The organism is Gemmatimonadota bacterium (assembly GCA_040388535.1).
Taxonomy (GTDB): Bacteria; Gemmatimonadota; Gemmatimonadetes; order Gemmatimonadales; family GWC2-71-9; genus Palsa-1233.
The window spans coordinates 392,228-413,758 of the sequence record JAZKBR010000001.1; the positions used below are offsets into that span (position 1 = coordinate 392,228).

At 65.7% G+C, this 21,531-nt stretch carries 14 protein-coding genes; 9 read left to right on the plus strand and 5 right to left on the minus strand.

Going from position 1 to position 21,531, the window contains the following annotated elements; all coding sequences use genetic code 11:
* The first annotated feature begins 54 nt into the window (after positions 1-54).
* The 4 genes from V4558_01845 (at position 55) to V4558_01860 (ending at position 5,683) form a co-directional block, all read left to right on the plus strand.
* A complete protein-coding gene (locus V4558_01845; protein ID MES2304217.1) occupies positions 55-513 on the plus strand; it encodes a hypothetical protein in 459 nt (152 codons plus the stop codon).
* Positions 513-1,184, plus strand: coding sequence for a lipoyl(octanoyl) transferase LipB (gene lipB, locus V4558_01850; protein MES2304218.1), 672 nt, complete (start codon positions 513-515; stop codon positions 1,182-1,184). The genes V4558_01845 and lipB overlap by 1 nt, the downstream gene beginning before the upstream one ends.
* A gap of 44 nt (positions 1,185-1,228) precedes the next feature.
* A complete protein-coding gene (locus V4558_01855; protein ID MES2304219.1) occupies positions 1,229-1,783 on the plus strand; it encodes a hypothetical protein in 555 nt (184 codons plus the stop codon).
* A gap of 81 nt (positions 1,784-1,864) precedes the next feature.
* Positions 1,865-5,683: a TonB-dependent receptor gene (locus V4558_01860; protein ID MES2304220.1), complete on the plus strand. Its 3,819-nt coding sequence runs from the start codon at positions 1,865-1,867 to the stop codon at positions 5,681-5,683.
* A gap of 88 nt (positions 5,684-5,771) precedes the next feature.
* Here V4558_01860 and V4558_01865 read toward each other — a convergent pair whose 3' ends face one another.
* The 5 genes from V4558_01865 to V4558_01885 all read right to left on the minus strand — a co-directional run bounded on the left by V4558_01865 (position 5,772) and on the right by V4558_01885 (position 13,776).
* Positions 5,772-8,345 carry an ATP-binding protein gene (locus tag V4558_01865; protein ID MES2304221.1) on the minus strand — a complete coding sequence of 858 codons (2,574 nt, stop codon included), beginning with the start codon at positions 8,343-8,345 and terminating at the stop codon, positions 5,772-5,774.
* Positions 8,346-8,699: 354 nt separating this feature from the next.
* Entirely contained in the window at positions 8,700-10,061 is a 1,362-nt protein-coding gene (locus tag V4558_01870) for a M20/M25/M40 family metallo-hydrolase (GenBank protein ID MES2304222.1), read from the minus strand.
* Between the two features lie 36 nt (positions 10,062-10,097).
* The gene (locus tag V4558_01875; protein ID MES2304223.1) at positions 10,098-11,198 is read right to left on the minus strand and encodes an aminopeptidase; all 1,101 of its coding nucleotides are present in this window, start codon (positions 11,196-11,198) and stop codon (positions 10,098-10,100) included.
* A 23-nt stretch (positions 11,199-11,221) separates the two neighbouring features.
* The gene (locus V4558_01880; protein ID MES2304224.1) at positions 11,222-12,097 is read right to left on the minus strand and encodes a hypothetical protein; all 876 of its coding nucleotides are present in this window, start codon (positions 12,095-12,097) and stop codon (positions 11,222-11,224) included.
* The gene (locus V4558_01885; protein ID MES2304225.1) at positions 12,094-13,776 is read right to left on the minus strand and encodes a hypothetical protein; all 1,683 of its coding nucleotides are present in this window, start codon (positions 13,774-13,776) and stop codon (positions 12,094-12,096) included. The genes V4558_01880 and V4558_01885 overlap by 4 nt, the downstream gene beginning before the upstream one ends.
* Before the next feature lie 94 nt (positions 13,777-13,870).
* Between V4558_01885 and hisIE the strand changes: the two genes are divergently transcribed.
* Genes hisIE through metG form a run of 5 tightly spaced genes read left to right on the plus strand, consistent with a single transcriptional unit; the run spans position 13,871 to position 21,527 of the window.
* Positions 13,871-14,512 carry a bifunctional phosphoribosyl-AMP cyclohydrolase/phosphoribosyl-ATP diphosphatase HisIE gene (gene hisIE / locus V4558_01890; protein MES2304226.1) on the plus strand — a complete coding sequence of 214 codons (642 nt, stop codon included), beginning with the start codon at positions 13,871-13,873 and terminating at the stop codon, positions 14,510-14,512.
* Positions 14,513-14,515: 3 nt separating this feature from the next.
* Complete coding sequence (gene dnaE, locus V4558_01895; GenBank protein ID MES2304227.1) at positions 14,516-17,995, plus strand: DNA polymerase III subunit alpha; 3,480 nt, start codon at positions 14,516-14,518, stop codon at positions 17,993-17,995.
* A gap of 6 nt (positions 17,996-18,001) precedes the next feature.
* On the plus strand, positions 18,002-18,964 hold the full coding sequence (locus tag V4558_01900; GenBank protein MES2304228.1) for an acetyl-CoA carboxylase carboxyltransferase subunit alpha: 963 nt from the start codon (positions 18,002-18,004) through the stop codon (positions 18,962-18,964).
* Positions 18,964-20,016 (plus strand): regulatory iron-sulfur-containing complex subunit RicT, encoded by a 1,053-nt coding sequence (gene ricT / locus V4558_01905; GenBank protein MES2304229.1) that lies wholly within the window; start codon positions 18,964-18,966, stop codon positions 20,014-20,016. The genes V4558_01900 and ricT overlap by 1 nt, the downstream gene beginning before the upstream one ends.
* Complete coding sequence (gene metG, locus V4558_01910; protein ID MES2304230.1) at positions 20,013-21,527, plus strand: methionine--tRNA ligase; 1,515 nt, start codon at positions 20,013-20,015, stop codon at positions 21,525-21,527. The genes ricT and metG overlap by 4 nt, the downstream gene beginning before the upstream one ends.
* Positions 21,528-21,531 lie beyond the last annotated feature (4 nt).

Consider the following 21,531-nt stretch of genomic DNA (forward strand, 5'->3'; position numbering starts at 1 on the left):
TCTCTAGTCTCTAGTCTCTAGTCTCTAGTCTCTAGTCTCTAGTCTCTAGTCTCTATGACAGACTCTCCTCACGTTTCGCCTAACCCCTTCGGCGATGCCGCGCCCAAGGAAGATCGCGTCGGCCTCGCGGCCAACGCGATGGCTTCCGGCATGGCGATCGCGGTTGCATCGATCGCGCTGGTGGCGTGGGGAACGACGCGCGCCGCCGCGAACAGCGGCATCACCTCGAAGGAGACGATCACCGACGGCTTCGCCGTGAATCTGGTGATCTACGGGACCCTCGGCTCGATCTTCCTCGCTGGCGTGGTTGCCTGGGGGCTGATGGCGACGGTGGATTCCAACTATCGTCGCGGCGGCCTGTCGATGGTGAGCGCGTTCGCAGGTTTCCTGCTGAGCGTCCTGCTCACAATGCTGGTGCGCGGTTTGCTCGGCGTGGCGGCACTCCCTGTTCTGGCCGGCATCGCAGCACTGGTGGCGACCTTCTTCATCCGGCGCGCGCGCGCGGCAGTCTGATGCTGCCGCCGCTCGAGGTCATCGACCTCGGTCGCCGCTCCTACCAGGATGTGCTCGACCAGCAGCGCGCCCTTCGTCTCGCGCGCATTGATGGTTCGCTCCCTCACGACGTCCTGCTCCTCGTCGAACACGCGCCACCGGTCTACACGCTTGGCCGCGGCACCAAGGCGACGTCGTTGCCGATCCCGGTCGAACTCCTGCGGCAACAGGGCGCCGAGGTGGTCGAGATCGAACGCGGCGGCGACGTGACCTGGCACGGCCCGGGGCAGCTCGTCGGCTACCCGATCCTGCACCTCTCCCGGCACCGTGAGGACCTGCACTGGTACCTGCGCACCCTCGAGCAGGCCCTCATCGACGCACTAGGCAGCCTCGGCATCGCGGGCGGCCGGGTGGAGGGGAAGACCGGGGTCTGGACAGCTGGCGGTAAGATTGCGTCGCTGGGAATCCATGTGAAACAGTGGGTCACCCTGCACGGCTTCGCGCTGAACGTCCACCCCGATCTTCGGTGGTTCGATCAGATCGTTCCCTGCGGGCTCGACGGGGTCACAATGACCTCCGTAGTGCGCGAGCTCAACACCAGTCGCAGCAATGCCTCCGTGTGGGCCGAGACGCGAGCCGCAACCGTGGCGGCCTTCGGCGTAGCCTTTTCGCTGGCGCCGGTAAATGGCTGATGGCTCCCTTGCCATTCGGACCGGGCGCGGACACCCTTCTCTCCATGGCTGACGCTATGGACCAGCAGAAGATTTCGACCGCCGCCGACGAGCGAATTGCGGCCATCCTCCGGGCGGCCGGGTCGTGGGCCGCCGAGGCGCCGCCCGAGCTCACGCCGGCGATCCGGGCGGTCTGTGTCCGGCTCGCCGAGATGGTGGCCGACCAGCGGCATTACCTGGCGCCGTTGCCGGAGCCGATGGAGTCGGAACGACGTGCCGTTATGACACTCGTGGCCGACCGGCTGCGTACTGGCCCGATCGCGAAGGAACTGAAGGAGCACCTCGAGGCCCTGGCCGAGATGGAATTGCGGGCAACCGGTTCGTGGTCCGTGGTCGCCAGCGCGCAGGCCGAATGGCAACAGACCGCCATCGACTACCTGCAGAAGAAGCGGGTCCTGGTTCCCGAAGCGACCCGGCCCGATGAGTACTGGGCAGAGGACGTGGTGGGTGGGGTGATCGCCTCGATCAAGGGGGTCATCGGTGCCGACGACCTCTATTCACGGATTGAAGCGCAATATGCTGGCGGCGGCAGGCCGCGGGTGGTGCGCGAAGACGATTGATACAACGAAGTGGCGAAAGCCGGTGTCCAACGCAGTAGCGTCAACCAGACGTCGTCTCCCCCTGACCGACGGGAACTCACCATGGCTGCATCGCGGGCGCCGATCGTACGGCACCTTCCACGCTCCCTCGCCGCCCTCGCCCTCCTCATTGCGGCGATCGGCCTTCCCCACCAGCTGCAGGCCCAGAACGGCACCGAGATCGTCCGCGGCCGTGTCGTGGATGCCGACAAGCATCCGGTCACCCAGGCCCAGGTCAAGATCACCGGCATCGCGACGCAGGCGGTCATCAACGCGACCACCGACGGCCGCGGCAGCTTCACGGCCCTCTTCACCAATCCGGAAGGCGATTACGTCGTCACCATTCGCAAGATCGGCTACAAGCCGGTCTCGCTGCGACTGACCCGGACCGGCATCGCGAGTGTGCTTGCCGTCGACGTGACGATGGAAGCCGCGCCTTTCCTGCTTGACACGATGGTGGTGCGGGCGAACCGGACGCCGCTGCTGGGGGTCGACCGCGGCTCGATCGGCGGGCTCGAGCAGAGCCTGCTCGCCGCCGGACTCTTCATGCTCGACCCGAGTGACCTGCTCGCCCTCGCCCTCAACACCCCTGGCGTGATTGCGGCCGGCGACTCCGGCTTCTCGGTGCTGGGTGCGGCAGCCGACCAGAACAACACCACGGTCGACGGCGCACGCTTCGCCGGCGGCAACATTCCGCAGGACGCGATCGGCAGCGCCAAGCTGGTGACGACCTCGGCCGACCCGTCGAAGGGTTCGTTCGCCGGCGGCACCACCACCACGACACTGCGCGGCGGCAGTGACATCTTCGCGGCCAATATCCGCGGCCGTTTCAGCGACAGCCATCTGGCCTGGACCGACCCGACCTCGAACATTTCGATTCCCCGTGTCGGCGGCATCAGCGGCAGTGTGTCCGGGCCGATCAAGAAGCAGAAGTCCCACTATTTCCTCGCGTGGGACGCCAGTGGCAATCGCTCGGAGACCTTCTCGCTCTACGCCCCGCGTGACGCCATCATGTCGCAGTACGGAATGCTCCCTGATACCATCACCGCGATCTCGAGCACACTCAACAGCCTCGGCATTCCACTTGTCGGCAACGGCGTGCCGATCGACCGGAGGAACAGCCGGTACAGCACCTCACTGACGCTCGACTTCCAGCCGAAGTCCACCACGTCGCTGCGCTTCACCCACTCGGGCAACTGGCTGCGCAACGGCGGTGGCGGCTCGCCGCTTTCGTACCCATCGATCGGGAGCGAGGGGAGCTCGCAATTCCACTTCATGTCGGCGCGGCTCTCGGGCTATGTGCGCGGGTTCCTCGACGAACTGAGCGCCTCGCTCAACTACAACCGGTTCAGCAACGCACCGTACCTGCAGCTGCCGAGTGCCAGCGTGCGCGTCGGCACCCAGTACGAGGATGGCCGCACCGGCCTGACCTCGGTGCGCTTCGGTGGCGGCTCGGGCGTATCACGCAACCAGAACGCCGGACTGCAACTCACCAACGAGTTGTCGCTGATCACCAAGGACAGCAAGCACCGCTACAAGTTCGGTCAGGAGCTCGACCTGAACTGGGGCAAGAACTTCTCCACCGGCAACCAGTACGGCAGCTACTCCTATCAGTCACTCAGCGACCTCGAGGCCAATCGCCCCGCGTCGTTCAACCGGACCCTGTCATCGTTCGAGCGCACCAGCAAGGGGAGCACCTCTTCGCTCTGGGTCGGTGACGAGTGGCGAGTCTCGCCCGCGGTGCAGATGCAGTTCGGGCTCCGCCTCGACGCCGCCCATCCTGGCACGGTACCGCAGTACAATCCGGTGATCGACTCGATTTTCGGCCTGCGCACTGACCGGGTGCCGCGTGATGTTGGATTCGTGCCGCGGCTCGGCTTCTCGTGGGTCTCGAAGGCCCGGCGCAGCGGCCCGATGACCGGCAACGCTGATGGCCTGCCGCAGGGCGTCAACATCAGCCAGATCCCGCCGGAGCTGCTGCAGTTCTTCCTGAATCGGAACCGGCCCAACATGAACCCCGGTTACACCATTTCCGGGTCGATCGGTGGCTATCGTGGCGTCACCGACCCGGGTCGGATTGCCGGACTCGTCGATGCCACCGGCCTCCCTAACACGCGGCGCACCCTCACCTGCGTTGGCGATGCGACGCCGCTTCCCGACTGGACCGTGGGAAGTGCACTGGTGGAGAACTGCCTCGACGGCACCGGGTCGTCCTCGTTCTCGGTGAACCAGCCGACCGTCACCGTGTTCGACCCGTCGTTCCGGGCGCCGGTGAGCTGGCGCGCCTCACTCGGCATCGATGGCATGCGACTCCACAAGTGGAACATCGGTGTCAACGCGCTCTACTCGTATGGCGTGAATGGCGAGAGTTCGCTCGACTACAACTTGCGTCGCAACGGCGGCTTCACGCTCGCCGGCGAAGGGAATCGGCCAGTCTACGTTTCGCCGAGCGATATCGTCCCGGAAACCGGCGCCATCGCCCCGGGGGCATCACGCATCGCGCCCGACTACAGCCGCGTCAACACGACGATCTCCGACCTCAAGAGCAAGACGGCGCAAGTGAATGTCACCGTCACGCCGCCGAAGGGGCTCTTCAACAATCATCTGAGCTACTCGTTCAACTACATCTACACCCGCACCCGGGCCGAGCAGCGTGGCTTCGGTGGCGGCGGCTCGTCGTTCGAATCGTTCTCGGGCGGTGGCTTCGCGGTCTCGTTCGGTGGCTTCGGTGGCGGGAGCACCGCGGGCGATCCGGCCGTGAAGGAGTGGGCGATCGGCCGGGCACCGACCCATCAGATCGTGATGACGGCAAATGCGCGCATCTGGTGGTTCGGCCTCAATGTCCGCACCAATGTCACGTCGGGCTACCCGTACACGCCCACCGTGGTCGGCGACATCAACGGCGATGGCCTGTCGAATGACCGCGCCTTCATCGCCAACCCTGACGCCACGGCGGATGCGGCCCTCGCGTCGCAGATGCGTGACCTGCTCGCAGCAACACCCGCAGGTGCACGTGACTGCCTCACGCGCCAGTTCGGCTCGGTGGCCGGCGCCAACAGCTGCCGTACCCCGTGGCAGGCGCGTATCGATCTCAACCTGAACTTCCAGCCGCCGCAGAATTTCGGGTTCGGCGACCGCCTGCGCGTCACCACGACGATGCTCAACGCGAGCGGTGCACTGGTGCGGCTCTTCGGCCTGCAGGACACGCCACTCGGCCGCTCGTCCAGCAGCACGCAGACCGACGGCCGGCTGCTCTACGTGACCGGCTTCGACCCGGCGACGCAACGCTATTCGTACCGGGTCAATCAGCTCTTCGGCGAGCCGCTCGACTACGGCACCAGCCGTCGCCGCTTCCCGCCGTTCCAGGTGCAGATGGGGCTCGAATACAAGATCGGCGGTCCGCCGACCTCACCGATGGCGCGCGGCATGGGGCTGCTGCCCGGCGCCAAGGATCCGCTGCTCACGACCGAGCAGGTGCGCGCCAAGCTGGCGCAGGTCGGCCGCGATCCGATTGCGAACATTCTCTCACACAAGGATTCGCTCGCGCTCAGTGCCGAACAGCTCGCCACGCTCGAGGGGTTGAGCAAGACCTTCCGACGCCAGGCCGACTCACTGCTCGAGCCGGTGGTGGACTACGTCGTGAAGAAGGGACGCAAGGTGGTCGACCAGCAGCTCAGCTCGCGGCTGGGCAAGGCGCAGCCAGCGATCGCGAAGCTGTCGACCGCCACGCTCAAGACGGCGATGGACGCCCTCACCCCCGAGCAGCGCAAGAAGATTCCGGCCCCCGGCCCCGGCGGTACCCCGCCGATGCGCGCCCCGGCGCCCAACGGCCCGCCCGCAGGCGGGAGCGAGGGGGTAAGGGTGATTCGGATCGGAGCGTGATGACAGATGACAGATCACAGATGACAGATGACAGATGATGGATGACAGATGGTGGATCTTCAGGTTGTCATCGGTCATCCGTCATCCGTCATCCATCATCCAGCACCTCCCTCACCTTCCGGCCGAGTCTGTCTACCGTGAACGGCTTCTCGAGAAACGGGATGCCGGAGTTGAGGACGCCGCGCGTGGAAATCGCGTCGCCGAGGTACCCAGACATCAGCAATGCCTTGATCTCCGGTCGATGCTCGCGAATCTGCGCGATCAGCGTCGGCCCGTCGGCGCCGGGCATGACCACGTCGGAGAGGACCAGATGGATCCGGTCGGGGTGGCCCTGCATCCGCTCAAGCGCATCCGCGGCGCCGTGCGCCGCGATCACAGTGTAGCCGAGGCGCTGGAGGACATCGGTCGCGGCGCCACGCACGGCAGCGTCATCCTCGACCAGCAAAATGGTTTCGTTGCCGCCCACCGTGGCCGACGTCGATGTGAGTCGGGACGGCGCGACTCCGCTGGTCGTCTCCGACGGGAAGTAGAGCCGGAAGGTTGTGCCGAAGCCGAGTTCGGAATAGACGCTGACACTGCCACCGCTCTGGGTCACGATGGCATAGACCGTGGCGAGCCCGAGCCCGGTGCCCTTGCCGACTTCCTTGGTCGTGAAGAACGGCTCGAAAATCCGGGCGCGCGTCTCGGGTGACATCCCAGTTCCGGAATCACTGATCGAGATCACGACATACCGGCCCGGCTGCGGCAGGCCGTGCAGTTGCCGACTCGCCTCGTCGATCGCGATCCCTTCGGTGCGGATGGTGAGGGCACCGCCGGTGGGCATCGCATCACGCGCGTTAACGGCGAGGTTCATCAGGATCTGCTCGAACTGCCCCGGATCGGCACGAACGGCGCCTGCGTCGGGGGAAAGACGCGTCATGACTTCGATGTCCTCGCCGATGAGCCGTCGCAGCATCTGGTCGATCCCGGCGATCGTCTTGTTCGGATCAATGACCGCGGGCTGCAGTACGCTCTGTCGCGAGAACATCAGCAGCTGCTTGGTGAGGGAGTGCGCCCGCTCGGCCGCGGCCTTCACCTCATCGAGGTCGCTCGCATGCGCATCACTGTCTGGCGTGTCGAGGCGCACCAGCTCGGTGTAGGTCATGATCACAGCAAGCATGTTGTTGAAGTCGTGCGCCACGCCGCCGGCGAGGCGGCCGACTGCTTCCATTTTCTGCGCCTGCCGCAGCTGCGATTCGAGCACCTTCCGTGAGGAGACATCCTGCGCGAGGACCAGGCGCGCGATCTTGCCATTGAACTCGACCGCGTTGCCAGTGACCTCGACATCGAAATACTTGCCGTCCTTGCGACGATGGCGGAATTCGCCGGTCACCAGGTTTTCCTGCGCCGCCCCGGCGACATGCTTGAGCATCAGAGCGACCTGTTCGGGCGGACGGATCTGATCGATCGTCATTTCGAGGAAGGCTTCCCGCGAGTAGCCGTACCCGGCGATCGCCGCGTCGTTGACGGCGAGAAACTGCAGGGTGGTCGGGTCGTAGACCCACATCGGGTGCGGGTGATTCTTGAACAGCAGGCGCCACTGCGTCTCCGAGGCGGAGCGCGCGTGGACCTCGTGCTCGACCTGATCGGCCATCTGATTGAACGCGAGCGCGAGTCGGCCCATTTCATCTTCCGACCCCGGCGTCAGCCGGGTCGGGAACTCTCCCGTTCCCATCACTTCGGCCGCGGTCGTGAGGCGACGAAGTGGGACCGTGATCCGATGGCCGAGCCCCCATACGAGCAACAGCCCCAGCGCAATGATTCCGAGTGCGACCAGGCCGACGTCGGTCACGAATCGTTGCGCCGGTGCGCTCACGATCGAATCGGGCACCTGGAGTACGGCATACCACCCCGAGACCGGATCGCGGCCCACGGCCGCCACGTACGGCGTACCATCAAGCGAGTCGCGGTAACGGATCGCTTTGCTCGTGGGCTCGAGTGCGAGCGTCGGTTGCCTGGTCGGCCCGGCCTGGTCGTTCCAGCCATCACCCTTGCTGCCGAAAATCAGCGTACTCCCCGTCCCCAGCAGCACAGCGATTCGCTCACGCGCTCCTGCGCGCGGCGGCACGGCGCGCCAGCGCACCAGGTACCCCAGGATGTGGCCCGGATCGGCGACGACGGCCACGGTGGGATAGAAGAGAGTATCGCCAACTGTCTGGAGCGGACCAACGAGCGATGAATCAGCGGAGTGAGCGATCTGACCGAGTTCCATCAGGTGGAGCGCGCGCACCGAGGCGACATGGCGCCCATCGAGTTGAATGACCTGCCCCAGCGTGTCGCGCAGCCCGATCGCCGACACGCTGGTATCAACACCGACCATGGAATCGATGGCGGACATCAGCTTTGCATGAGTCGCGGGGCTGGGCGAGCGAAAGTACGCTCGCGCCTGGGGAAGTGAGGCCAGTCGATGCGCTTCCTGTTCACTGCTGCGACTCGAGGCAGCGAGCGAGGTGGCCATCTGGCCGACGATGTTCTGGACCCGCTCCTCGGCAGCCAGGACCGCTGTCTGGCGCACCTCGCGGTAGGCGGTGTAGAGCAACGCTCCGGTCACCACCAGCATGACCGCTGCGACGAGCAGCGGCAGCTTCCATTGAATTGAAAGCCGGGAAAAGGCACGTAGCATCGGGGGAGCCTCTGAGCGTCTGGATCATTTACAACCTGAAGGGGGGTCTCCAGGACGCGGAATGACTTCCAGCACTACCCAAACCTACGGTCTCGGCCGCCAAAAGTGGTGTGGTGAGTCCGTAGAACTACGGATACAGGAAAAGGGGATGACAGATGATGGATGACGGATGACGGATGGGCTGAATGTCATCCTGAGCGAAGCGAGCCGGAGGCGAGCGCAGTCGAAGGAGGTGGTCTCACCGGGGAGAGGGTGCTCCCTCGACTTCGCCCGCTACGCGGGCTACGCTCAGGATGACAACTCCGGGGCCCATCATCCGTCATCTGTCATCTGTCATCTGTCATCTGTCATCTGTCATCCTTCGGCCATCAACTCAAAGAACCGTCCAAACACCCGAATCCCATCCCAGAGCTGGCTCAGGTCGACCTTCTCGTTCGGTGAGTGGAGTCCGTCATCCGGAAGGCCGATGCCGGTGAGCAAGACTGGCGCACCGCTGCGGCCGAGTTCGGGGACGATCGGAATGGAACCACCAGCGCGCACGGCGACTGTGGGACGCCCGACCACTTCCTCGAAGGCGCGGTCGAGGACGCCGAATACCGGATGCGTGACGTCGACCTGCACCGGATCGCCGCCGTGGAGGAACTTGAGTTCCCAATCGGCGTAGTCGGGGGCGACTTTCGCCACCGCCTTCTGCAGTTGTGCCTTCGCGAACTCGAGCGACAGTCCCGGCACCAGTCGCATCGAGATCTTGGCGACGCCGGCGGCGGGAATCACCGTCTTGGCCCCTTCGCCGGTGAAGCCACCGCGAATGCCGTGAATCTCGAACGTCGGCAGTGCCCAGGTCCGCTCGAAAACCGTGAACCGCGTGAGACCGGTGAGTGCCTTGCCGGTGACTTCGTCGTGCAGGAACTTCTCCTCGTCGAACGGCAGCGAATTCCATCCCTTCCGCTCGGCCTTGCTCGGCGCCTCGATGTTCTTGTAGAGCTTCGGCACGTGGATCTTGCCGCCGGGGCCCTTGAGGTCGGTGAGCATCCGGCAAAGCGTCTCGATGGCGTTCGGCGCCACGCCGCCGTAGCTGCCGGAGTGGAGGTCGCGCTGCAGCGTGCGCACGTGCAGTTCGGCGTAGCACATGCCGCGCAACGCAGTGTAGACCGCCGGCCATCCCTTGGCATAGTACGACATGTCGGCCACCAGCACCGCATCCACCGCGGTCCGCTGCGGTTCGGCCGCGAGCAGGTCGAAGATCACCCGGCCACCGCATTCCTCTTCGCCTTCGAAGAGAAAGCGCACGTTGATCGGCGGCTGCTTCTCGCCAGTGAGTGTCGCCTCATACGCCTTGAGCAGGCAGAACACCTGGCCCTTGTCGTCGATCGCGCCCCGCGCGAAGAGCTGACCGTCGCGAATCGATGGCACGAACGGTGGCGTGTGCCACTCGTCGAGCGGATCGGGCGGCTGGACATCGTAGTGGCCGTAAATGAGCAGCGTCGGCGCGCCGGGAACGTGCGGACTCTCGCCCCACACCACCGGGTGGCCGGCTCCCTCGATCAGCTGGACGGTGGGGCAGCCGAGCCTGAAGAGCTGGTCAACCAGCCACTGCGCCGCGCGACGACAGTCGTCGGCGTGGGCCGGCAGGGTGCTGATGCTCGGGATCGCGAGAAACTCGAAGAGCTCCGCCAACAGGCGGGGTTCTTCGCGATTGACGAATTCATTGTCCATTGTTCACTGCTCCGGCACACGTAAGGATCGGGAAAGTTACTGCGGCGGCTGCAACGCGGGGGGAGTTGTGACAATCGGGCGGATGGTCTTCACCATCCCGCGCATCCGTTCGAAGGCCTCGCTCCCCTTGGCGTCCTCGAGCAGTGCACCGAGGGTGTAGAGCGCGCGGGTGAGATCACCGCGGTAGGCGGCGTCCCAGCTATCGAAGAGCGCGAGCTGGGTCCGGTAGAGCCGGACGCCGAGCAGTGCCGCGTTGTTGATCGGACGCTCCGTGAAGCGGGCCGTCCGGATGGTGCGCAAGGATTGCCCGAGCGGACCGTTGAGCGTGTCGACGCTCCAGCGGGCGACCGCCGCGCGGCCACTGTCGTTCTGCGCCGGCGGCAGCTTGCGCGCGTAGAGCGAATCGAGCTGGCCGAGGAGTCGTTCGTAGTAGCTCGCGAGGAGCTGTTCATCGTGCCAGCGATCGGCGGCACGGAACGAGAGGGCGGTGTCGCCGCGGGCGAGAAAGAATTTCTCGGCGGCCCGATAGCCCACCCACTGCGCAAAGCTCTCGTTGAAATCGGTGGCACCCTTCACCCAGATGGTATTGTGCGCGATTTCGTGAAAGACCAGTGCCGCAAGTTCGACCGAATCACGAGTGAGTGCGGTCGAGAGCAACGGATCGTTGAACCAGCCGAGTGTCGAGAAGGCCGCCGACGGGCGCAGATTGATGTCGTAACCCTTGTCGGCATAGCTGGCCGCGGCGCGCTTCCCTTCGTCGAAATTGAAGAAGCCCTTGTAGGGCACTCGTCCGGCGATGGGATAGCGCCAGGTGACCGGGCAGAGACAGGTCTTTGGCGACGCAGTGAGCACCAGCAGCAGGGTGTCACGGCCGACGTCACTGTAACTGGTGTAGGTCTCGCCCGCCTTGAGCCCCAGTCGCGCCGCGTAGCCGCGCACTTCAATCACCAGCTTCGCCATCGCCCGCACCGAATCGGACTGGGTGGTGTCGGTCGCCACGCGGGTAATTGGCGTGCGGCCCATCAGGATGCGGGTTTCCTCGATGCCGGCGCGCGACAGATAGCGCACCTCCGAGGAGGCGACATACGCGCCGCCGTAACCCAGCAGCAGGGCAATGGCGGAAATCAGCAGTCCCATCTTCAGGCGACTCCTTGGTTTCTTCACGGTGTCCAGCTCAGCCCGACGAGGTGCACGCTTCGCCCCAGGGCACTGCGATGCTGGAAGGCGTAATCAATCCGCGACCGGGGCAGCACCAGCGATGCGCCGTACGAGGTCTTCCCCACCCCGCTCTCGATCGGTTGCGCACCGGTGCCGACCCGGCCGACAATGCCTACCCCGTGCAGGACCACTCCACCCTCGAGCCCGACAATGGTGCGACGCGATTGTCCGTCGGTCCACACCGTTTCCATCGTGGCGAGCAGCCGACCATTGGAATAGGTGTCGATCAGGTTGAACGAAAAACCGAGATGCGTGCTCGAAGGGAGCGAGAGTCGTGGACCGGTCAGCGAGTACCGCCCGAGGTTCTGGAACGCGAGGCCAATCGCCGCAATGTCGAAGAAGGCGAGGGTGATCCCGGCGTCGGAGGTGAGGGTGCGGTAGACATCGCCGAGCGAGTCCCGCAGCGCGACATACTTGGCCGATCCACCGACGGCGACACCCTGGAGACGATACACCCCCGCCGCGACCCACGAAAGATTGTCACGCACCGGTGGATCGCCCGCAAAATTCAGGTAGCGAATCCCGCCACCGAGGTTGAACGGACCCGCGCGCATCGCCGCAGCGCCGCTGGTGTACCAGGAGTCATCCGGCAGCCGCGCGTACGCGGCCTCGAGCGAGAGCCTGCGAATCGGACCGATCGCCGAGGGATTGTCGAAAACCGCAGCGGCGTATCCCGGCACCGCGACCCCAGCACCCGCAAATCCCGCGACGCGTACCGACGCCGGGAGATACGGCAGTGCGGGCACCGGCGCCGCGGCCTGCGCCGTGGCTCCTCCCGCAAGGAACACGAGGAGGCCGGGGCCCGCGAGCCACTTCACTGGATGCGCACCACCGCCATGCGCGGCAGCACCGCATCATTCACGCGAGTCCCCACCGTGGAACCCGCGAGGCGCACGGTCTCGCCCGCCGCGCCTGCGGGTAGCTTGAAGCGCACGTGCCTGCCGCTGCCGCCGCGCAGTGTGCCATTCCTGGAGTAGGCACCGCTGGTACTGTCGGGGGTCAGCGGATACGGCTTCGCGAAGATTGCCGGGGAGTTGCGGGAGAACGTGCCCCGGAAGTCCCAGGTGCGATAGCGGAGCCGGCCGGTCTGCGGGAACCCCGGGAGGTTCTCGGTATAGTTCGCCAGCTGCCACTCACCGACGAGATTCGAGAAGATCTGCCCGGTCGCAGCCGCGATGTTCTCCGAGCCGGTCAGCGTCGTCATCTCGAGCGCCCGCGTGAGCGAAGTGCCGAGGAGGGAGTCGCTCGCGAAATGATCGGCGTTCCAGCGCACGAAGAGCCAGGCCGCGCCCCGCTCCGCGAGGGAGCCGGTGCCGCTGCGCGGCGCGATCAGGAAGGTCGCCTCGGGGTCGTTCAGGTAATCGTACGCGTTGCTGAGATTGCCACCGGCGAATTGCGAGAAACAAGTCGGCGCCGCGGGGCACGACGCATCCGGCGTCACCCGGAAGCCAAGTTCTTCGGCGAAGTGCGACAGCCCTTCATTGAGCCAGAGGTCCTCGTCGGAACCGCCGCGGATCAGCACGTGCTGGTTGTACGAGATCATGTGCTGGAATTCGTGGATCAACGTCGGCGGCAGTGACGTGAGCTCGCGGGTCCGCGTGACCGCGCTGCAGCCGGCCGTGGCTGGCTTCGGCGCAAAGGCGTAGAACACTTCGCGACGATTCGACCCAGGCGCACCGGCGAGGAGATCGTTGCCGAAGAAGTAGCCGATGACGCGCCCGCTGCTGCAATCGGGGGTGAGGTCATTGACGGCGTCGGTGATCAGGATCGCGACGCGAGCATCACCATTGATGTCGGATTCACGTCCGAAGGCCGTGGTATCGGCGGGATAGAGATAGTCGTCGAAGACGGTGCCGAGCTGATCGAAGTCCGCCTGCGTGAGCGCGTCGGCGCCAGCCGGCAACTGGTCATCGAGGTAGATAACCCCCGCGCGGCCGACATACCGGACCGTGGCCCCGACCCGTGCGAACGAATTGCAGGCGACCACCTTGCAGACCGAGAACGAGTCGCGATCACCGAAGATCGGAATCGTGAGCGCCGCGGGCGGGGCCCAGGCATTCAGCAGCTGTGCGGCGCCGCTGGTCGCGAGGCGATGCTCGATGCTGCGGAGGTTCTGATGGAAGGCATCGGCGCCGCCGTGGACAAATGGGGCGGTGCCGGGGAGTTCTGCGAGCGACGGGAGTTCCGAGACGGCCGCCGCGGTAAGTGCCGCAGGATCCGACTGGAGCGCGTACGTTGCCGCCGAACCGCTGTTCGACTCGGTGCCGTTCCCGGCATATGCCACCAGCAGATACTCGCTGGCCGCCGCGCTCCCTGGCAGCCGGATGCACGCCGTCTCATTGGAGACATTGAGGATCCGGTATTCGCCCACATTGAGCGTGATTGGCGTCGGGACGGAGCAGAGCGGCTCAACCGTGCCCGGGCCGGTCGGCGAGCTGCCACACGCAGCGAGCCACACCACCGGGAGGGCGAGGAAAAGCGGGGACGCAGCGCGCATTCAGCGGACTCCGGCGGGGCGATGAGGAAGCGACGTAAGCCTAAGCAGGGCAACGACTTTTGACAATCTCAACCGATCGGGATACGATTCTCCGGTGACACCTGCTGCTTGGCTGGACTCGCTCTCCTTCGACGCCTCCGGACTCCTCCCCGTGGTGGCTCAGGATGCCCATACCGGCGACCTCCTGATGGTCGCCTGGGCCAACCGCGAAGCACTCGCCCGAACCGCCGCCACCGGAGAGGCCCACTACTGGAGCCGCTCGCGGGAGGCCATCTGGCGCAAAGGTGAGACCAGCGGACATACCCAGCGGGTCACCCAGCTCCGGATCGACTGTGACGGCGATACCGTCCTCTACCGCGTCGTCCAGGAGGGCCCCGCCTGCCACACCGGCGCCCCGACCTGCTTCGCCCGCCAGGTGGCCCCCGACGGCAGCGTCACACCGGGGAACGATCCGGGGGGACACCTCCTCACCCGCCTGGCGAGAACCATCGCCCTCCGGCAGGAAGATCGCCCGGCCGGATCGTACACGACCACCCTCTTCGAACGCGGCTTGCCGAAGATTTCGCAGAAGGTCGGCGAAGAAGCCATCGAGGTAATCGTCGCAGCGCACGCCGAGTCCGATGAGCGACTCGCCAGTGAAGCAGCCGATCTACTCTACCACCTTCTCGTCCTCCTTGAGGTACGGGAAGTGTCATTCGACGCCGTGCTCGCCGAGCTGGCCAAGCGGGAGCGCTAAGCCATGGCGTTCGCGCACCTGCACACCCATAGCGAATACTCGCTGCTCGACGGCGCCAACCGGCTCCCCGAGCTGGTGAAGCACGTCAAGTCGCTCGGGATGGATTCGCTCGCGGTGACCGACCACGGCAACCTGCACGCGGCCCGCTCCTTTTACGACGAAGCCCGCAAGCAGGGGATTCGTCCGATCCTCGGCTTCGAGGCCTACCTCGCCTTCGGGCCGCGGACGGTGCAGGCCAAGCCAGCGTGGGCCCCGGCGCAGTATTCCCACCTGGTGCTTCTTGCCCGTAACGCCACCGGCTACAAGAACCTCATCAAGCTGAGCAGTATCGGCTACGTCGAGGGTTTCTATCGTCGGCCGCGCATCGATCGCGAAGTCCTCGAACGTCACAAGGAAGGGATCGTCTGCCTCGCCGCCTGCATGTCGGGCGAAGTGGCACTCTGGCTGCGGCAGGGCCGCTACGACAAGGCGAAGGAGTCGGCCGAGTATTTCGCGTCGCTCTATGGTCGCGATGCCTTCTATCTCGAGATCCAGGATCACGGCATCCCCGAAGAAGCGATCGTGACCAAGGGGATGCTCGAACTGGGCAAGGAACTCGGGTTAGGCGTGGTCGCCACCAACGACGCGCACTACCTCAAGCGCGACGATGCCGAAGCGCACGACGTGCTGCTGGCGATCGGGACCGGGGCCGACCTCGATGACCCCAAGCGGTTCCGCTTCACGGGCAACGAGTCATACGTGAAGAGCGAAGTCGAGATGAAGCAGCTCTTCCCCGACAACATCGACGCGCTCGAGCTGACGCAGATCGTCGCGAATACCTGCGAATTCGATTTCGAGAAGCGCTACTTCGTGCCGGCCTTCCCGATGCCGTCGGAATACAGCAGCGAGGCCGAACTGCTGCGCGATCTCGCCGAAGCAGGCGCGGTGCGGCGCTATGGCGCGCCGCTGCGAGACGATGTCCGCACTCGGCTCGACTTCGAGCTGTCGGTCATCAACACCGCCGGCTACGCGGGCTACTTCCTCATCGTCGCCGACTTCATCGATGCTGCGCGGGCGCGAGACATTCCGGTGGGACCGGGCCGTGGCTCAGCCGCTGGCTCCATCGTCGCATACGCCCTCGGCATCACCAACGTCTGCCCGCTGGAGTTCGATCTCCTCTTCGAGCGTTTCCTGAATCCGGAACGCGTGTCGATGCCCGACATCGACGTCGACTTCTGCTTCGAACGTCGTGGCGAGGTGATCGAGTACGTGCGGGAGCGGTACGGCCGCGAGTCGGTCGGCCAGATCATCACCTTCGGGACGATGAAGGCGCGCGCCGCCGTGAAGGATGTGGCGCGGGTGCTCAAGGTGCCGCCCGGCGAGGCCGACAAGCTCACCAAGCTGATTCCGTCGGGGCCGGCGTTCTCGATGACGATTCCGGAAGCGGCCGAGAAGATCGACGAACTCAAGGCCGCCCTCAAGGAAAACGAGACCTACCGCCGGGTCTTCCAGTACGCCTCGCGCATCGAGGGGCTGTCGCGGCACGCGTCGGTCCATGCAGCCGGCGTGGTGATCGCCCCGGGTCCGCTCTCCGACTACGTGCCGGTCTGTACCGCACCGACCAAGGGCTCGGGTGCGAGTGCCGACGGCGCCGATGCGATCATCTGCCAGTACGAGATGGGCGCGCTCGAAAAGGTCGGCATGCTCAAGATGGACATGCTCGGCCTCAAGACCCTCACCGTGATCTATGACGCGGTGAAGATGATCAAGCAGCGCAACAACATCGAACTCGATATGGACACGCTCGCGCTCGATGACCCGGCGGTGTACGAACTGCTGCGGCGCGGTCGCACGGCCGGCGTTTTCCAGTTCGAATCGCCGCTGGCGACCGACACCCTGCGGCAGATGAAGTGCGACCGCTTCGACGACCTCGTCGCCTCCAACGCCTTGCTGCGCCCGGGCCCGCTCGATGCGGGGATGCACACCGTCTTCATCCGCCGCAAGCTCGGCCAGGAGGCGGTGAGCTATCCGCATCCGTCGCTCGAACAGATTCTCGCACCCACGTATGGCGTCATCACCTATCAGGAACAGCTGATGCGGATCGCCAACGTGCTCGCGGGCTTCTCGCTCGCCGAAGCCGACGTGCTCCGGAAAGCGGTCGGCAAGAAAGATGCGGAGCTGATCAAGAAGGAGCTGGAGAAGTTCGTCACCAAGGCGATGGCGCTGGGGCATCCGAAAAAGCTCGCGACCGAACTCGCCGGCCAGATCGAGACCTTCGGCCGCTACGGCTTCAACAAGTCGCACTCGGTGGCCTACTCGGTCCTGTCGTATCAGACGGCGTGGCTCAAGGCGCACTACCCTGCCGAATTCATGGCAGCACTGCTCTCGTCCGAAATCGGCAATACCGACAAGGTGGTCCAGTACATCAATGAAGCCCGCGAACTCGGCCTCGAAGTGCTGCCGCCGGATGTGCACGAGTCCGGCTTCAAGTTCACCGTGGTCGGCGAGAAGCGCCTCCGCTTCGGGCTGGGCGCCGTGCGCAACGTCGGTGGCGGCGCGATTGACTCGATCATCGCGGCGCGCGCCGACGGCCAGTTCACCTCATTCTTCGATTTCGTGAAGCGGGTCGACACCCGCCTCTGCAACAAGCGGGTCTTCGAGTCGCTCATCGCGGCCGGCGCCTGCGATTCCTTTGGCGCGCATCGGGCGCAGCTGCAGGCCACGCTCGATCAGGCGCTCGGCGAAGCGCAGATCCTCCAGCAGGAAGCGGCGGCTGGCCAGGAATCGCTCTTCGGGGATGTCGTCGCGGCCACCAAGGTCGAGCACTCGATGCCCGATGTGCCGCCGTGGACCGAAGCCGAGCGGCTCGCGAAGGAAAAGGAAATCCTCGGCTTCTTCATCTCGGGACATCCACTCGAGCGCTACCGACCGCTGGTCGAACTCTTCGGGACACGGACCACGGCCACACTGAGCGAGTGGAGCGAGCATCAGCTCGCCATCGCGGCGGTCATCACGGCGGTGAAGCGGCAGATCTCGAAGAAGACCGGGAAGGAGTATGCCCGGGTCACCCTCGAGGACTTCCATGGCACGGCCGAGGCGATCGTCTTCCCCGAGGCCTGGGCCAAGCTCAACCAGGTCATCCAGGTCGACAACGCGATGCTCCTCAACGGCGGCTACTCGGCCCGCGACCGGGGCGAGGATTCGGCACCGTTCGTGGTCGAGGGGGCGCGCCCGCTGGCCGAGATCGAGGCGGCCGGGATGCTCGGGATCGCCATCCGCTGGACCGCCCCGCTGGCCCCGGCCACCGAGACCGTCCGGGCCGCCGCGCGGCTCTGTTCGGCCCATCCGGGGCCTTCCCCGCTCTATATTGACTGGTCCGATGGCAACGGGACGGCGGTCCGGCTCAAGGCCCGCCGGCTCCGGCTGGAGCCGCACGAGGAAACCCTTCGCGCCCTGCGCGACCTCTTCGGCGGCGACGCCGTGTCCTTCATTCGAGCGGGGTGAGTTGGCATGGCCACCGCATATACCCTGGAATTCGAGAAGCCGCTTGCGGAACTCGAACGCCAGATCGATGAACTCAAGCGCGTCGGCGACGAGCGCAATATCGACGTGACTGGCGAGCTCTCGACCCTCGAGGTCAAGCTCGACCAGAAGCGTGACGAGATCTACAAGGGGCTCACGCCGATCCAGCGGGTGCTGGTGGCGCGTCATCCCCGGCGTCCGTATACCCTCGACTACCTCTCGTCGATCTTCACCGACTTCATCGAGCTGCACGGCGACCGGCTCTTCCGCGATGACCCGGCGATTGTCGGTGGCTGGGCGCGTCTCGCGGGGCAGTCGGTGATGGTGATCGGCCACCAGAAGGGGCGCGACACCAAGGAAAACATCAAGCGCAACTTCGGGATGCCACATCCCGAGGGCTACCGCAAGGCGCTCCGGCTGATGCACCTCGCCGCGCGCTTCCACGCGCCGGTCATCACCCTCATCGACACCCCCGGCGCCTTCCCCGGGCTTGGAGCCGAAGAGCGGGGCCAGTCGGAGGCACTCGCACGCAACATCCTCGAGATGTCGTCGCTCCCCACGGCCATCATCTCGGTGGTGATCGGCGAAGGTGGCTCCGGCGGCGCGCTGGCGCTGGGCGTGGCCGATCGGATCCTGATGTTCGAGAACTCGGTCTATTCGGTGATCTCGCCCGAAGGGTGTGCCGCGATCCTCTGGAAGGATCCGGCGCAGCGCGAGCGCGCGGCCGAGGCACTCAAGATGACCGCCAACGATCTGCTGCGACTTGGCCTCGTCGATGAGATCATCGACGAGCCGGTGGGCGGGGCGCACTTCGATCCCGAGACCGCCGGCGAATCGCTGCGCGCGGTACTCATTCGTCATCTCACCGAGCTGCGCAAGGTGCGGCCCGACAAACTGGTGAAGCGCCGCTTCGACAAGTACGCGGCGATGGGCGCCTACGCGGAAGCGTGATGTCGCAAACTGTTGAAGTGCGATTCAAGGGAAATCGTCGGGCATTTTTCGAGTGGCACGATGAAGGCAACCTGCTGCGCCTGAATGAGCCCGTGCTCGTGGATGTCGAGCGCGGGCTCGATTTTGGCTGGGTCAACAGCGTGGGCGATGCAGCGCTGGCGAAGTGTGGCGGCTGTACCTCCTGCGGAACCGGCGATGAGGCGGAGGCAACTGCACCCGCTTCGACTGCGGTCGGGGACGACGCGACGTCCGAGCCCCCGCCCTCCGGGCAGGGAGACAACCCGTCGCCAGCCACAATCGAGCGCCCCAACGTCGTCCGCCGCGCCGACGCCAACGCCATCAAGCAGCACGAAGAACTCCGCCGCGGCGAAGAGGACGTGCGTCGCCAGGTGATCGAGCGCGCCAAGGCGCACGAACTCCCGATGCGGATCTCCGACACCGAGTGGCAGTGGGATCGCGGCCGGCTCTCGATCTACTTTACCGCCGATCGCCGGGTGGACTTCCGCGCCCTGGTGCGCGAGCTCGCGTCGAAGTTCCGCACCCGCATCGAGCTGCGACAGATCGGCGTGCGCGATGAGGCCGCGCGTCTGGGCGGAGTGGGGCGCTGCGGCCGCGAGTACTGCTGCAGCACCTGGCTCACCGAGCCCGGGCCGGTCAACCTCGCGCTCGCGAAGGATCAACATCTCTCGCTCAATCCGGCACAGATCTCGGGTGGTTGCGGTCGCCTGCTCTGCTGCCTCAAGTATGAGCACGAGTTCTACGTCACGTCGCGGAAGCGCTTCCCCAAGGAGGGGAAGGCGATCTACACATTGCGCGGGATGGAGAAGGTCGTTGCGGTCGACATCTTCCGCGAGCGCGTCTTCCTCAAGAGCGAAGAACAGGGCCCACGGATCGTGACACTGCTCGACCTGCGCGATGAAGTCGAGCAGGCCCAGGGGCAGGCACCGGAAGCGAGCGCGCCAGTGGCCTCCGAGCGCGCACCGCGCGACAATGCCCGGCCACCGGGTGGCCCACGCCGCCCTCGCGGCCCGCAGAACGGAGGGCCTGCGTGAAGCCGTTCTACATCACCACCGCCATCGACTATTCGAACGGTGATCCACACCTCGGCCACGCGCTGGAAAAGGTCGGCGCCGACGTGATCGCGCGCTGGCATCGCCTCCGCGGCGAGCCGGTGCGCTTCCTGATGGGAATGGATGAGCACGGCCAGAAGGTCTATCAGTCGGCACTGGCGGGTGGTGCGACGCCGGCCGCGTGGGTCGACACCATCTCCGAGCGCTTCGAGAGCACCTGGCGCCGGCTGCACTGCTCGCACGACGACTGGATGCGCACGACCCAGGCGCGGCACGCGCACGGCGTGACGGCGCTGCTCGAGCAGATCAAGGCGCGCAACCCCGACGATCTCTTCGTTGGCGAGTACGAAGGGCTCTACTGCGTCGGATGCGAGGAGTTCAAGCAGCCAGGTCAGATCGTCAACGGCCGCTGCATCGAGCACCCGTCACGCGAGCTGGTGCCCACGAAGGAGCGCAACACCTTCTTCCGGCTGTCGCGCTACACCGCGGCGGTGCGCGCGGTGATCGACTCCGGCGAATTCCGGGTCGAGCCCGCCATTCGGCGCAACGAAATTCTTCGCGTGCTCGACGAAGGCCTGCAGGATATCTCGGTTTCGCGCGGGCGGCTGCCGTGGGGTATTCCCTTCCCCGGCTCCGACGACGAAACCGTCTACGTCTGGTTCGACGCGCTGATCAACTACCTCAGCGCCACCGGCTATCCCGATGCCGGCTGGGACCAGATCTGGCCGGCCGACATCCACGTTGTCGGCAAGGGAATCACTCGTTTCCACTGCCTGATCTGGCCGGCGATGCTGATGGCCGCGGGGCTGCCGTTGCCGAAGGAAGTGTGGGCACACGGTTATGTGCAGTGGGGCGGCGCGAAGGTCAGCAAGTCGGAAGGGGTCACTGTTTCGCTCGACGACGCGATCGACCGGCACGGCGCCGATGCCCTGCGCTACTTCCTGCTGCGCGAAGTCGGCTTCGAGAACGACGGCGATTTCACCTTCGAGCGCTTCGACGCCCGCTACAACTCCGATCTCGCCGACGGTCTCGGCAACCTCGCCTCACGCACCACGGCGATGCTGGCGAAATTCCGCGACGGCGTGGTGCCGGCTGCCACCGGCCCGGAGAGTCTCGACTTCGCCGGGGATGTTGCGGTGGCGGAGTATGCCGCTGCGATGGACGCGATCGACATCAAGGGGGCCGCGGATGCCGCGTGGAGGCTGGTGAGCGAAGCCAATGGCTACATCGTGACCACAGCCCCGTGGGCGCTCGCGAAGCAGGGCGACGATGCGAAACTCGATGCGGCACTCGCCGCACTCGCACGTTGCCTGGTGCGGCTCGCGGTGATGGCCTCGCCACTGATGCCGGCGAAGGCCGCCGAACTCTGGAATGCGGTGGGTCAGGCGGGGCTGCCCGAAGCAGCGTGGAGTGACGCACTCGTGCCAATGGTGGCGGGCGCCGTGACGCACAAGCCGGAAAATCTCTTCCCCAAGCCGCCCGCCACCGCGTAGCGGG

Bases quoted from the DNA above. Each gene is read 5' to 3' on its own strand.
- V4558_01865 (MES2304221.1), bottom strand. From the start codon at position 8,345: ATGCTACGTGCCTTTTCCCGGCTTTCAATTCAATGGAAGCTGCCGCTG.
- V4558_01845 (MES2304217.1), top strand. From the start codon at position 55: ATGACAGACTCTCCTCACGTTTCGCCTAACCCCTTCGGCGATGCCGCG.
- V4558_01860 (MES2304220.1), top strand. From the start codon at position 1,865: ATGGCTGCATCGCGGGCGCCGATCGTACGGCACCTTCCACGCTCCCTC.
- V4558_01855 (MES2304219.1), top strand. From the start codon at position 1,229: ATGGCTGACGCTATGGACCAGCAGAAGATTTCGACCGCCGCCGACGAG.
- lipB (MES2304218.1), top strand. From the start codon at position 513: ATGCTGCCGCCGCTCGAGGTCATCGACCTCGGTCGCCGCTCCTACCAG.
- dnaE (MES2304227.1), top strand. From the start codon at position 14,516: ATGGCGTTCGCGCACCTGCACACCCATAGCGAATACTCGCTGCTCGAC.
- V4558_01900 (MES2304228.1), top strand. From the start codon at position 18,002: ATGGCCACCGCATATACCCTGGAATTCGAGAAGCCGCTTGCGGAACTC.
- V4558_01875 (MES2304223.1), bottom strand. From the start codon at position 11,198: ATGGGACTGCTGATTTCCGCCATTGCCCTGCTGCTGGGTTACGGCGGC.
- V4558_01870 (MES2304222.1), bottom strand. From the start codon at position 10,061: ATGGACAATGAATTCGTCAATCGCGAAGAACCCCGCCTGTTGGCGGAG.
- ricT (MES2304229.1), top strand. From the start codon at position 18,964: ATGTCGCAAACTGTTGAAGTGCGATTCAAGGGAAATCGTCGGGCATTT.
- V4558_01885 (MES2304225.1), bottom strand. From the start codon at position 13,776: ATGCGCGCTGCGTCCCCGCTTTTCCTCGCCCTCCCGGTGGTGTGGCTC.